This window comes from Rhodoferax bucti (assembly GCF_005876985.1).
In the GTDB taxonomy this organism is placed as follows: Bacteria; Pseudomonadota; Gammaproteobacteria; order Burkholderiales; family Burkholderiaceae_C; genus Allorhodoferax; species Allorhodoferax bucti.
The window spans coordinates 349,740-362,770 of sequence record NZ_VAHD01000001.1 but is presented as its reverse complement, the minus strand read 5'-3'; the positions used below and the strand labels follow the sequence as shown (position 1 = coordinate 362,770).

The following is a 13,031-nucleotide window of genomic DNA, read 5'->3' as shown; positions in this document are numbered from 1 at the left end:
AGGCCTAAAACACCATGAATACACTCTCCATCTCCAGCCAGTTCGACTCCGGTGCCATCGAGGTGCTGCGCCTGGAGGCCGCGCATGACATCCAGCTGCGCATCCGCCGGGATACGGCCGCCGAGTTCGCCCAGTGGTTTCACTTTTGCCTGCACGGTGCAGCCGGGCAGGCGGTGACGGTGAAGTTCATGAACGCCTCTGAGTGCGCCTACCCCAAGGGCTGGGATGGCTACCGCGTGGTGGCCAGCCACGACCGACAGCACTGGAGCCGCATCGACACCCATTACGACGGCACGGTGCTCACTGCACAGGCCACGCCCCAGGGCAACGCCATGTACTTTGCGTACTTTGAGCCTTATTCGTATGAGCAGCATTTGGATTTGCTGGCCTCGGCCGCCGTATCCTCGCTGGTGACGCTGCAGCGCCTGGGCGCCACGGTGCAGGGGCGGGACATGAGCGTGCTCCACATTGCCGACCCGCACAGCCCGGTCGCGCAGGAAGACAAAAAGCATGTGTGGGTCATGGCCCGCCAACACCCCGGCGAGACCATGGCGGAGTGGTTTGTGGAAGGCTTTTTGGAGCGCCTGCTGGACGCCGACGACTCGGTCAGCCGTACCCTGCTGCAGCGTTGCATCTTCCATGTGGTGCCGCACATGAACCCCGATGGTGCGGTGCTGGGCAACCTGCGCACCAATGCGGCGGGCGCCAATCTCAACCGCGAGTGGGCGGCGCCCAGCATGGAGCGCGCGCCTGAAGTGGCTCTGGTGCGCGCCGCCATGGAGGCGACCGGTTTGGACCTGTGTCTTGATGTGCACGGCGATGAAGGCCTGCCCTACAACTTTGTGGTCGGGTCGGAAGGCACGCCGGGCTACACCCCCCGCATTGCCGAACTGGAAGACGACTTCAAAGCCGCCTGGATGAACGCCTGCCCGGACTTTCAGGACACCGAGCACTACCCGCGCGCGGCCGCTGGCCAGGCCAATATGACCCTGGCCACCAACTGGATCGCGCAGCGCTTTGGTTGTCTGGCGCTCACCATTGAAATGCCTTTCAAAGACAACGCCAACCTGCCCGACCCGGTGGTCGGTTGGAGCGGCCAGCGCTCCAAAAAGCTGGGTGCCAGCGTGCTGCAGCCGCTGCTGCAGTGGTCGGTGTAGTTAGCGCTGGCGGCTAGCGGTAGGTTGCCTACTTGCCGTTGACGGCGACCAGCTCCACTTCAAACACCAGCGTCGCGTTCGGAGGGATCACACCGCCTGCGCCACGTGCGCCGTAGGCGATGTCGGGTGGGCAGGTCAGCTTGGCCTTGCCGCCGACCTTGATGCGTTGCACACCTTCCGTCCAGCAGGGGATCACACCGTTGAGCGGGAAGTCGATGGGTTGGCCGCGCTTGTAGGAGCTGTCGAATTCGCGTCCGTCGGGGAAGGTGCCTTTGTAGTGCACGGTGACCTTGTCGCTGGCTTTGGGGCTGGCGCCGCTGCCTTCTTTCAGACTGCGGTACACGAGGCCACTGCTGGTGACGACCGCGCCGTCTTCTTTGGCGGCCGCTGCGGTCACGGCGTTCTGCGCGAATGCGCTGTGGGCGGCCAGAGCGAGGGTGAGGCAGGCGAGTCGGGTACAGGTTTGCATAGTGTGTAAAACGTGAAATGGCAGGAATGAATGCCGTAGATTGTGTCAGGCTATAGCGTTTGCAGTGCGGAGATTGGTTAACAATGCAGCCCATGACTGCTTCACCGTCCGCAACTTCTGCCGTACCGGCATTGCGCACCTCCAGTGCCGATCTGGAAACCCAGTTGCGCATGATCCATGGGCTGATCACGGCCCGCTTTTCCCAGGTCGACCGGGTGGCGGTGGTGCTGTACGACGCGGTGAGCGGCATGCTCAAAACCTTTGTCAGCAGCACGGTGGGGGACGACACCTTGCAGAACTACGAGGTGCCTCTGTCCCGCGTGCCCTCTTTGCAGGCCTTGGCCGAGAGTCGCCGCAGCCGGGTGGTGGGTGAAATTGCAGAGGCATTTGGTGCCCCCACCGAGCACACCCGCTGGCTTAAGCACCAGCATTACCGCGCCAGTGTGACCTCGCCGGTATTCCAAGGGGATGCACTGGCGGGCTTTTTGTTTTACGACTCCAAAACACCGCATGCCTTCACCGAAGAGCATGCAGATTTGCTGCACGATTTTTCAGAGCTGATTTCCCACCTTTTCCTGATGCAGCGCCGTCTGGTGCATGGCGTGGTGAGCACCATTCAGGTGGCCGTGGACCTGGCCCGCACCCGCGACTTTGAAACCGGACAGCACTTGGAGCGCATTGCCTACTACTCGCGCATCATGGCGCGGGCCTTGGCGCCGGTGTATGGCCTGAGCGATGAATATGTGGAGTACGTGCAGTTGTTTGCGCCGCTGCACGACATCGGCAAGGTCGGCATCCCTGACCATATTCTGTTAAAACCCGGCCGGCTGGATGCTGCCGAGTACGAGGTGATGAAGCGGCATGTGGCACTGGGGGTGGACATCATCCAGCGCATCAGCACCGACCTGGGGCTCAAAGGCAGTTTTCAGAAGCAGGTGATGTGCAACATCGTCTCCACCCACCACGAGCGGGGCGATGGCTCGGGCTACCCGCGGGGCCTGACCATGGAGCAGATCCCGCTGGAGGGCCGCATTGTGGCGGTCGCCGATGTGTACGACGCCTTGAGCAACCGCCGCGCTTACAAAAGCTCATGGGATGACGCACATGTGTGTGCCGAGCTGCGTGCCGAGGTGGTCGCCGGCCAACTCGATGGCGATTGCGTGGAGGCCTTGTTGGAGGCCAAGGAAGCGCGCATGGCCATCAAGCTGCGCTTTGCGGATGCTCGCGAGCCTGGCGACTACGCCTGAGTGGCTCCGCCCGGGCCGTGTCGGCCTGCGTTAACCGCAGCTTCACACGGCGGGTTTACAGTGGGTCTTCCCTGTGAGGAGGACTCTATGCCGTACCCATCCAAAACCCGTTATGACCGCGTGAGCCAAGTGTTTCATTGGCTCACGGCTGTTGCCGTGCTGATTGCCTTCGTTCTCGGGCCGGGCGGCTTCGGCCGTTTGATGCGCAATGGCGTAGACCCCGCGACCCGGCTGGACATCGTGTGGCACGAGTCGCTGGGTATCACCGTGTTGGTGCTCACGCTGCTGCGGCTGTTGTGGGTGCTGGTGCGCCCGGCTACGCCCCACTTCAATATGGCTACCTGGATGACGCTGGCCTCCAAGGGCGTGCACGGGCTGCTCTGGTTGCTGCTGTTGGCGACGCCGGTCACCGCCTTGTTGGCCTTGGGCACAGAGGGGCACCCCGTGACCCTGCTGGGCGGCATCCGCATCAATGAGCTGCCGTGGATCAAAGCCCTACCGATAGCCGATCTGGCGGATTGGGGCGATGTGCACGAATTTCTGGGCGATGCCATCATCTGGCTGGCCGGACTGCATGCCGTGGCGGCTCTCTACCACCACGTGGTGTTGAAAGATGGCGTGTTGAAGTCGATGCTGCCTGGGGGCAAGCGCTGAGCACAGCCGTTCGTATTTGAAAAAAGCCCCGCAGTCGTGAGACTTGCGGGGCTTTCTGTTTGCGTAATTTGCTACTGATTTGATAGCTTCTTGCGCATGTAATACGGGTGCTAGAGGCCAATTTGGCCCCTGGCGCCCGAGTTTTTACACCAGCAGTGCGTTCACCCGCTTTACATAGGCTGCCGGGTCCGCTGGCAAGCCGCCTTCGGCCAGCAAGGCCTGGTCAAACAGGATGTGGGCCAGGTCGTGGAAGTGCACCGAGCCGTCCAGCTTTTTCACCAGGGCGTGGTCGGCGTTCACCTCCAGCACGGGCTTCACTTCGGGCGCGCTCTGGCCGGCTTGCTTGAGCAGGCGTGCCAGTTGGGTGCTCATGCCGTCATCTTGCACCACCAGGCAGGCAGCGCTGTCGACCAGACGGGTGGTCACGCGCACATCGTCGGCTTTGTCCTTGAGCGCTTCCTTGAGTTTGGCCAGCACGGGCTTGAAGGCTTCAGCCGCTTCTTCAGCGGCTTTTTTCTCAGATTCGTCTTGCAGCTTACCCAAGTCCACTGCGCCCTTGGCCACGGATTGCATGGGGGTGCCGTCGAAGTCGTGCAGGTAGTTCAGGGCCCACTCGTCCACGCGGTCGGTCATCAAGAGCACTTCAATGCCCTTCTTCTTGAACACTTCGAGTTGCGGGCTGTTCTTGGCGGCGGCCAGGGTTTCGGCGGTGATGTAGTAGATGGCCTCTTGGCCTTCCTTCATGCGGGCCTTGTAGTCGGCCAGTGCCACGCTGGTGGTGTCGCTGCTGGTGGAGGCAAAGCGCAGCAGCTTGGCCAAACGTTCCTTGTTGCCGAAGTCTTCGCCCAAGCCTTCTTTGAGCACCGCGCCAAACTCGGCGTAGAACTTGGTGTACTTGCCCAGGTTGGCTTCCTGCTCGGCCTTTTCTTCAGCGCTCAGCACGTCGGTGACGCCATCTGCGGGCTGGCCTGCCCCTTCGGTAGCGTCCGGCAGCTTGTCGTTCTTGGCCAGCGCTTCCAGCATGGAGAGCACGCGCTTGGTGTTGCCATCGCGGATGGCCTTCACATCGCGGCTTTCCTGCAGCAGCTCACGGCTCACGTTCAGGGGCAGGTCGGCGGAGTCCACCACGCCCTTCACAAAGCGCAGGTAGCCGGGCAGCAGAGCTTCGGCGTCGTCCATGATGAACACGCGCTTCACATACAGCTTCAGGCCGCCCTTGTGGTCGCGGCTGTACAGGTCTTGCGGCGCTTTGCCGGGGATGTACAGCAGCTGGGTGTATTCGGTACTGCCTTCCACGCGGTTGTGGGTGTGGGCCAGGGGGGCTTCGAAGTCGTGGCTGATTTGCTTGTAGAAATCGTCGTACTGCTCTTGGGTCACGTCTTTCTTGGCGCGCGCCCAGATGGCGTTGGCCTTGTTGACGGTTTCCCACTCGCCGGTCTTGACCATGCTGCCGGGTTGGCGGCCGCCGTTCTCGTCGGACGGGTTGATCAGCTCGCCGTCTTTCCACTCTTCCTTTTCCATCAGGATGGGCAGGCTGATGTGGTCGGAGTACTTGTTGATGATGCCCTTGACCTTCCAGGTCTGCAGGTAGTCGGAGGCGTCGTCGCGCAGGTGCAGGATCACGCTGGTGCCGCGGGCTTCGCGCGAGATGGCTTCCACCTCAAAGGCACCGCCACCGCTGGCGCCGCCATCGCTCACCCAGCGCACGGCTTCATCGGCCTTCAGTCCGGCATGGCGGGATTCGACGGTGATCTTGTCAGCCACGATGAAGCCGGAGTAAAAGCCCACGCCGAACTGACCGATCAGGTTGCTGTCGGCCTTCTGGTCACCGGTCAACTTGCTCACAAAGTCTTTGGTGCCGCTCTTGGCGATCGTGCCCAGGTTGTCGATGGCTTCTTGCATGGAGAGGCCAATACCGTTGTCGGTGATGGTCAGCGTCTTGGCGTCCTTGTCGAAGGTGACCTTGACCTTCAGCTCGGAGTCGTTCTCGTAGAGTCCGCTGTTGTTGATGGCCTCAAAACGCAGCTTGTCGCAGGCGTCAGAGGCGTTGGAGATCAACTCACGCAGAAAAATCTCTTTGTTGGAGTACAGGGAGTGCGTCACCAGGTGCAGCAGCTGGGCGACTTCGGCCTGGAAATTCATGGTTTGCTTGGTCATAGTTCAGTCTCTGAGTCTCAAAAAAGCGGTGTGCGCCGCAAGGCAAAAAGCACCTGCGGCGCGGGCAACCCTCAATTATGGGCGACGGGGTGGGTTTCAAGAGGGGGCGAGCCACTCCAACAACAGCTCGCGCACCACCGGGCTGCTCAGCAATTCCATGTGGTTGAGGCGGTAGACCACAGCTTGCCGGTCTTTGGCGAAGTGCAGCGTGCGGGCCGCATCGTCGTGTCGGCCCAAAGCGCTGTGTAGCGGCACCAGTCCGTCGCCTACCAGGCGCTCGGCCAGCAGGCTGCGTGGTTTGGCCACGGTGGCTGCTACGGTGTAGCAGGCCACACCCTCGGGCAAGGGCAAATGGGTGCGCCGGTCGGGTTGGCGGTGGAAGCGGTCGTGGCCTAGCCAGTCCGACGCTTGCACCAAGCCGTAGCGCAGGTCAGTGATGCCGGCACTGCGCAACTGCCCCAGCTTGGCCAGCGGGCGTGAATACGGTGTGCTGCCCAGCACTACATCGACCCAGTTGCCTGCCCGCTCCAGCGGTGCCCCGTGGTGGGGCGTGCCCAGAAACACCATGGCCTTGAGCAGGGCTCGCCACGGAGCTGCGTTGACCTCTGCGGTGGCACAGGCACTGCGTGCCACCAGTCCGCCCATGCTGTGCGCCAGCACGGTGATGCTCTCCACCGCCACAGGCCACTGGGCCACCAGTTGGCTGAGCTTTTCTGACAGAGCTGCGCCATTGATCGAGATATGCAAGCCGGTGTTGTAGCGCACAAAAACAGGGGTGTAGCCATGGGCTTCTGCCAGTGCGGCGGCGTGGCTGGTGGGTTGGCCGTCGGCCGCTGCATGTTTCCACTGCAGGTCGTTCATGCACAGGCCGTGCAGCACGATCAGCAGCTTGTTGTTGAAGGCCGCCGGGGCTGGCATGTGGCCAGCTTCCAGCACCCGGCCGTGGAAGCGCAGCGTCATTGGCGTAGCCAGCGGGTTGCCGGTGGCGGCCAAGTGGTCGCCCAGCACGCCGTTGAGTGCGGCCACCACGGCAGCGCGTTGGGGCGATTCGGGGGGCTCGGTGTCTGCGCTTTCCAGCAAAGGGGTGAGGGCACGCAAGGCGGTGTCTGCGGTTTTGCCGACCAGGGTGGTGATGCCACGCACCGCGCTGTACACCAGGCCCGTGAGGCCGGTGGTTTGCAGCGGGCGGCCTATTGCGGTGGCGCCCTTGGTGCCCAGTGTGCCGAGCACCGATTGGTGCACGCCCTCAGCCATGCGCGCTACGCCCAAGGTGGCCTGGGTGGCCAGCTGGGCTGCGCCCCGCAGGTCTGTGGCGATGGCTTTGGCAGAGACCTTGGTGCGGGGCGGTGTGGGCATGGGTGCCTTGGTTTAGAACTTTTCGTGCGGCTGCAGATAGCGCCACTGGCCTACCGGCAGGTTGCCCAGCATGACCTTGCCGACGCGCACGCGCTTGAGGCCCACCACCTTCAGGCCGACTAACTCGCACATGCGGCGGATCTGGCGCTTTTTGCCTTCGGTCAGCACAAAGCGCAGTTGCTCGGGGTTTTGCCACTCCACTTTGGCGGGCTTCAAGCGCTGGTCGTCCAGGCTTAGGCCGTGGCGCAGCAGTTGCAGCTTCTCGGGGGGGAACACACTTTGCACATCGCTGGTGACCGGGTCGTCATCGTCCAAGCGGATGAGCTGTTGAGGTTTGCCGCGTCCGGCCAGTGCCGGGTAAGTGGCCGCAGGCGAGTTGGCCGCCCCGGGGTTTTCCACGCCGGTGTAGGCCACGCGCACCAGGTATTCCTTTTCCATCACCGAGTCCTCGCCGATCAGCTGGCGGGCCACGCGGCCGTCCTGGGTCAGCACCAGCAGGCCGGTGGAGTCAATGTCCAGCCGGCCGGCGGGCACCAGGCTCTTGAGCTGGCTGCCGTGGAAGAAGAAACGGGCGTTGTCATCGCGCCAGCGGTTCTGGGGCTGGATGAGCTTGATGGCGGGCTCATGCCCGTCCTCGGCCTGCCCGCTCACAATCCCCAGCGGCTTATTCAGCAGGATGGTCACTTGGTTGGCCTGCTGGCCCTGGGCCTGCTTGTCGATTTCGATGCGCACATCGGGCAGCACCTGCATGCCCATCTCGGCCACTTTACCGTTGACTTTGACCCAGCCCTTGGCAATCCAGTCATCCGCCTCACGGCGCGATGCCATGCCGAGGTCAGCCATGCGTTTGTTCAAGCGCACAGTGCCACCGGCGCCGTGGGCGGCGGTATTGCTTTGGCCTTGGGGAATGGCACGGTTGCCCGGCGCGCGCGCGGATGCTGCGGGTGGCGGAGCACGCCGTGCGCCGGTGGGGGCTGCAGCGTCTTGGGCGGGCGGTGGCGCGCGGCGCAGGACGGGGCGGGGAGGAGTCTGGTCGGTCATGGTGCGTTTGCTATTGTTTTGAGAGCTGCTTGCGCACATTCCATGGGCGCCAGGGGCTGATTGGGTTGATAACTATCAGCGGTAAAAGGCTTCGACCTTGCCCTTGAGCTTGATCAGCAAGGGGCGGCCTTTGCGGTCTACGGTTTTGCCAGCGGGCACTTTGATCCAGCCTTCGCTGACGCAGTATTCCTCGACGTCTTGGCGTTCTTTGTCGTTGAAGCGGATGCCGATGTCGTGCTCGAACACGGCAGCCACATGGTGGGGGCTGCGCGGGTCGATGGACAGGTGGTCGGGCAGGGCGGGGCGTTCGGTAGTGTTGGTCATGAGGCGTATTTTCTCACTGTCGCTACCGCGTAAAAATCCGCGAGCGCAGGGCCTGCAAATCCAGCACGCGCAAGCCGCCGTATTCCACCTGGATGCAGCCCTGAGCCTCCAGGGCGTTCAGTGCTTCATTTACCCGCTGGCGCGAGAGGCCGGCCAGGTACGCCAGCTCCTGCTGGGTGATGCGTAGCACTTCACCCACGCCGGGGTAGAGCACCGGGTTGAAGAGCGAGGCCAGGCTGCGTGCCACCCGGATGTCGGGGTTGGTCATGCGGTCGATTTCGCGGGCGGCAATGAACTGACCCAAGCGCTCGTTGAGCTGGTTCATCACAAAGCGGTTGAAGGCAATCGAGTGGTCCAGCAGCCAGTGAAAGGTGTCTACATGCAGGCCGGCCACCATGCTGGTGCGCAGGGCCTGGATGTTGTAGCGGTAGGTCTCGCGTTTGAGGGCGGTGCCCTCGCCAAACCAGCCGCCGGGTGGCACACCGGTGAAGGTCATGGTTTGGCCCTCTGCGTTGTCGCTGCTCATCTTGAGCAGGCCATCGATCACGCCGAACCAATACGTCACCGGGCGACCCATGCGGCACAGATATTCGCCCGGCTCCGCCTCGGCAATGCGCAAGTCATCCACTGCGCGTTCTCGGTCACCCGGGGCCAGCAAATGCAGCCACGGAATGGCCGCCAACTCGGCTTCGGTCAGTGGGCGGCGGCGCTGGTGCAGCGTGGCGTCTACAGGGGCAGGGGTGCGTGCGGTGGGCATGGTGAAAGCTTCATGTAACCCGTGTGTAAGTTGGTGTTCAGCGAAGGGAAAACACCTACCGAGAATCGTGCGAATTGTCGTCCAAACGACAACTTGGCGTCAAATGCAGTCCTACCATTCGCTCCATACCAAAGCCCCGTTGCCAGCCATGCAAGGGGTTACAACGAGGTGACACGCAATGGGTACGCACACGACATTTCCGCAGCTTCTGCTGCAACACGCCAGTCAGCGCCCGCAGGCCGCTGCCATGCGCGAAAAGGAATACGGCATCTGGCAATCACTGAGCTGGGGTGACCTGGCCGTGATGGTGGAGCATTTGGCCGCCGGGCTGCATCAAGCAGGTTTGCAGCGTGGTGACCACATGGTGGTAGTGGGCGCCAACCGCCCCCGTCTGTACGCCACCATGCTGGCCGTCCAAAGCTTGGGCGCTGTGCCGATTCCGCTGTACCAGGACGCTGCAGCCCCTGAGTGCGTGTTCCCCATCAACAACGCTGAAGTGCGCTTTGCATTCGCTGAAGACCAGGAGCAGGTCGACAAGCTGCTGGAGGTGCGCGAGCAGTGTCCACAGCTGCAGCACATCTACTTTGACGACCCGCGCGGCCTGCGCAATTACGACCAGCCGGGGCTGGCCGGTATGGACGAATTGCAAGCGGCCGGCAAAGCCTTCGCGGCGATTCATCCGGCATTCTTTCGGGGTGAAGTGGCCAAGATTGCTCAAACCGATGTGGCGGCCATGTTCTTCACCTCCGGCACCACCGGCAACCCCAAGGGCGTGGTGCATACGCACGACTCCTTGCTCAACCGTGCGCGCGCTGGTGCCGAGTTCGACAAGCTCACGAGTGCCGAAGAGGTGTTGGCCTATATGCCTCCGGCGTGGATCGGCCAAAACATCTTCAGCTACGCCCAGTGGTTGTCGTGTGGCTATGTGGTGAATTGCCCTGAGAGCAGTGCCACCGCCACGATCGATCTGAAGGAGATCGGCCCGACCTACTACTTTGCACCACCCCGCGTGTTCGAGGGCATGTTGACTAGTGTGATGATCCGCATGGAAGACGCGGGCAGCATCAAGCGCAACATGTTCCATTACTTCATGAACGTGGCCAAGCGGGTGGGCCCGGCGTTGATGGACGGGCTGGAGGTGTCGGGTGCAGACCGTGCCTTGTATGCCTTGGGCAATCTGTTTGTGTACGGCCCCTTGCGCAACACCTTGGGCCTCAGCCGTGTGCGCGTGGCCTACACCGCCGGTGAGGCCATCGGCCCGGACCTGTTTACTTTCTACCGCTCCATCGGCATCAACCTCAAGCAGCTCTACGGCTCTACCGAGACTGCGGTGTTTGTGTGCCTGCAGCCGGACAACCAGGCCCGCGCAGACACAGTAGGTATTCCTTGCGAAGGCGTGGAGATCAAAGTGGCCGAGAACGGCGAGATTTTGGTCAAGTCGCCCGGCTTGCTCAAGGAGTACTACAAGAATCCAGCGGCGACTGCCGAGGTGTTGACGGCTGACGGCTGGTACCACACCAGTGACGCAGGCTTCATCGATTCGCACGGCCACTTGAAGATCATCGACCGCGTCAAAGACGTGGGCCGCCTCAAAGGTGGTGCGTTCAACGATGCGATGTTTGCCCCCAAGTACGTGGAAAACAAGCTCAAGTTCTTCCAGCACATCAAGGAAGTGGTGGCTTATGGCGATGGCCGCGAGAAGGTGTGTGTGCTGATCAACATCGACTTTGATGCCGTGGGCAACTGGGCCGAGCGCCGCAACCTGCCTTACGCCGGCTACACCGACCTGGCCCAGAAGCCACAGGTGTATGAGCTGATCAAAGAGTGCGTGGAGAAGGTCAATGCTGACCTGAGTGCGGATGCGCTGTTGGCTGGCAGCCAGATCAGCCGCTTTCTGGTGCTGCACAAAGAGCTGGATGCAGACGATGGCGAATTGACCCGCACCAACAAGGTCCGCCGCGGCTTCATTGCCGAGAAGTATCAGGTGTTGGTGGATGCGCTGTACGAGGGCAAGACCACCCAGTTCATTGAGACCGTGGTGAAGTTCGAAGACGGCCGCACCGGCAGCGTCAGCGCCACGCTGCGCATCGAAGACACCAAAACCTTTGCCCCTGTGAAGGCTGCAGCATGAGCGATAAAAAGATAGGCGACGTCATTTTGGACGTCAAAAACATCTCCCTGCGTTTCGGCGGCGTGAAGGCGCTGACCGACATCAGCTTCGATGTGCGGGAACATGAGATCCGCGCCATCATCGGCCCCAACGGCGCCGGCAAAAGCTCGATGCTGAACTGCATCAACGGGGTGTACGCGCCGCAGGAAGGTGCCATCACCTTCCGCGGGCAACAGTTCAAACACATGGACAGCCACCAAGTGGCCACCATGGGCATAGGCCGCACCTTTCAGAACCTGGCCTTGTTCAAGGGCATGAGCGTGTTGGACAACATCATGTCCGGCCGCAACCTCAAGATCAAAAGCGGCATCCTGAAACAGGCCTTGCGCTGGGGGCCTGCCGAGCGCGAAGAGATTGCCCACCGCGAGGCGGTGGAGCGCATCATCGATTTCCTGGAAATCCAGGCCTACCGCAAAACCCCTGTGGGCCAGCTGCCCTATGGCCTGCAAAAGCGGGTGGACCTGGGCCGCGCGCTGGCGATGGAGCCGCAAGTGCTGTTGCTCGACGAGCCCATGGCCGGCATGAACGTCGAAGAAAAGCAGGACATGTGCCGCTTCGTGCTCGATGTGAATGACGAGTTCGGCACCACCGTGGTGTTGATCGAGCACGACATGGGCGTGGTCATGGACATCAGCGACCGCGTGGTCGTGCTGGACTACGGCAAAAAAATCGGCGATGGCACCCCGGACGAAGTGCGCAACAACCCAGACGTGATCAGCGCCTACCTCGGCACCAGCCACTGAAAGAAAACACCATGGCTTTTTTCCTAGAAACCTTACTCGGCGGCCTGATGGCCGGCATGTTGTATTCGCTGGTCGCGTTGGGCTTTGTGCTGATCTTCAAAGCCTCAGGCGTCTTCAACTTCGCCCAGGGCGCCATGGTGCTGTTTGCGGCATTGGCCATGGCGCGCTTTGCGGAGTGGATACCGGTGCACCTGGGCATCACCTCACCCGTAGCGGCCAACGTGTTGGCCTTTGTGGGCGCCGGTGTGGTGATGTTTGCTGTGGCCTGGATCATCGAACGCTTGGTGCTGCGCCATCTGGTCAACCAGGAAGGCACCACCTTGCTGATGGCCACCCTGGGCATTACTTACTTCATGGAAGGCCTGGGCCAAACCATCTTCGGCAGCAGCATCTACAAGATCGATATCGGCATGCCCAAAGACCCGGTGATGATTCTGGAGAGTGCTTTTGAAGGCGGCATCTTGATCAACAAGGAAGACTTTTACGCCGCCATCATTGCTGCCGCGCTGGTGGCCCTGCTGAGTGTGTTCTTCCAGAAAACGGCCACCGGCCGGGCTCTGCGTGCCGTGGCCGATGACCACCAGGCTGCGCAGTCCATCGGCATACCACTCAACCGCATCTGGGTCATCGTCTGGTGCGTGGCCGGTGTGGTCGCCTTGGTCGCCGGAATGATCTGGGGCAGCAAGCTGGGTGTGCAGTTCTCGCTGACCACCGTGGCCTTGCGTGCGCTGCCGGTAGTGATTCTGGGGGGGCTGACGTCTGTTCCCGGCGCCATCGTGGGCGGCTTGATCATCGGTGTTGGCGAGAAGCTGTCCGAGGTGTACCTCGGGCCTTATGTGGGTGGCGGCATCGAAATCTGGTTTGCCTATGTGCTTGCGCTCGGCTTCCTGCTGATCCGGCCCCAAGGCCTGTTCGGCGAAAAAATCATTGATCGCGTTTGAACCCGTTACAACGAT

Annotated in this window: 12 protein-coding genes; 6 read left to right on the top strand and 6 right to left on the bottom strand. The window is 62.0% G+C overall.

What is annotated here, in order from left to right:
* Positions 1 to 14 precede the first annotated feature (14 nt).
* On the top strand, positions 15 to 1,157 hold the full coding sequence (locus FDM28_RS01730) for a M14 family metallopeptidase (protein WP_138512426.1): 1,143 nt from the start codon (positions 15 to 17) through the stop codon (positions 1,155 to 1,157).
* A 28-nt stretch (positions 1,158 to 1,185) separates the two neighbouring features.
* On the opposite strand, the gene FDM28_RS01725 is transcribed toward FDM28_RS01730, so the two are convergent.
* Positions 1,186 to 1,626, bottom strand: coding sequence for an FKBP-type peptidyl-prolyl cis-trans isomerase (locus FDM28_RS01725; RefSeq protein WP_138512424.1), 441 nt, complete (start codon positions 1,624 to 1,626; stop codon positions 1,186 to 1,188).
* Between the two features lie 92 nt (positions 1,627 to 1,718).
* Here FDM28_RS01725 and FDM28_RS01720 point away from each other — a divergent pair, with 92 nt between their 5' ends.
* Both FDM28_RS01720 and FDM28_RS01715 read left to right on the top strand, forming a co-directional pair.
* Positions 1,719 to 2,873, top strand: coding sequence for an HD-GYP domain-containing protein (locus tag FDM28_RS01720; RefSeq protein WP_138512422.1), 1,155 nt, complete (start codon positions 1,719 to 1,721; stop codon positions 2,871 to 2,873).
* Between the two features lie 87 nt (positions 2,874 to 2,960).
* Entirely contained in the window at positions 2,961 to 3,527 is a 567-nt protein-coding gene (locus FDM28_RS01715; protein ID WP_138512420.1) for a cytochrome b, read from the top strand.
* Between the two features lie 144 nt (positions 3,528 to 3,671).
* Here FDM28_RS01715 and htpG read toward each other — a convergent pair whose 3' ends face one another.
* The 5 genes from htpG to FDM28_RS01690 all read right to left on the bottom strand — a co-directional run bounded on the left by htpG (position 3,672) and on the right by FDM28_RS01690 (position 9,162).
* Complete coding sequence (gene htpG, locus FDM28_RS01710) at positions 3,672 to 5,684, bottom strand: molecular chaperone HtpG (protein WP_138512419.1); 2,013 nt, start codon at positions 5,682 to 5,684, stop codon at positions 3,672 to 3,674.
* A 96-nt stretch (positions 5,685 to 5,780) separates the two neighbouring features.
* Positions 5,781 to 7,040, bottom strand: coding sequence for an esterase/lipase family protein (locus FDM28_RS01705; RefSeq protein WP_138512417.1), 1,260 nt, complete (start codon positions 7,038 to 7,040; stop codon positions 5,781 to 5,783).
* 12 nt (positions 7,041 to 7,052) lie between these two features.
* A complete protein-coding gene (locus FDM28_RS01700; RefSeq protein ID WP_138512415.1) occupies positions 7,053 to 8,081 on the bottom strand; it encodes a pseudouridine synthase in 1,029 nt (342 codons plus the stop codon).
* 75 nt (positions 8,082 to 8,156) lie between these two features.
* Positions 8,157 to 8,405: a DUF3297 family protein gene (locus FDM28_RS01695; protein WP_138512413.1), complete on the bottom strand. Its 249-nt coding sequence runs from the start codon at positions 8,403 to 8,405 to the stop codon at positions 8,157 to 8,159.
* A 22-nt stretch (positions 8,406 to 8,427) separates the two neighbouring features.
* Positions 8,428 to 9,162, bottom strand: a complete 735-nt coding sequence (locus FDM28_RS01690; RefSeq protein WP_138512411.1) for a Crp/Fnr family transcriptional regulator — start codon at positions 9,160 to 9,162, stop codon at positions 8,428 to 8,430.
* 178 nt (positions 9,163 to 9,340) lie between these two features.
* On the opposite strand from FDM28_RS01690, the gene FDM28_RS01685 reads away from it, so the two are divergent.
* From FDM28_RS01685 to FDM28_RS01675, 3 genes are read left to right on the top strand one after another with little or no spacing between them, the layout of a single operon-like run.
* Positions 9,341 to 11,293: an AMP-dependent synthetase/ligase gene (locus tag FDM28_RS01685; protein ID WP_138512410.1), complete on the top strand. Its 1,953-nt coding sequence runs from the start codon at positions 9,341 to 9,343 to the stop codon at positions 11,291 to 11,293.
* On the top strand, positions 11,290 to 12,075 hold the full coding sequence (locus FDM28_RS01680; RefSeq protein WP_138512408.1) for an ABC transporter ATP-binding protein: 786 nt from the start codon (positions 11,290 to 11,292) through the stop codon (positions 12,073 to 12,075). The genes FDM28_RS01685 and FDM28_RS01680 overlap by 4 nt, the downstream gene beginning before the upstream one ends.
* A gap of 11 nt (positions 12,076 to 12,086) precedes the next feature.
* Positions 12,087 to 13,016 carry a branched-chain amino acid ABC transporter permease gene (locus FDM28_RS01675; protein ID WP_138512406.1) on the top strand — a complete coding sequence of 310 codons (930 nt, stop codon included), beginning with the start codon at positions 12,087 to 12,089 and terminating at the stop codon, positions 13,014 to 13,016.
* Positions 13,017 to 13,031 lie beyond the last annotated feature (15 nt).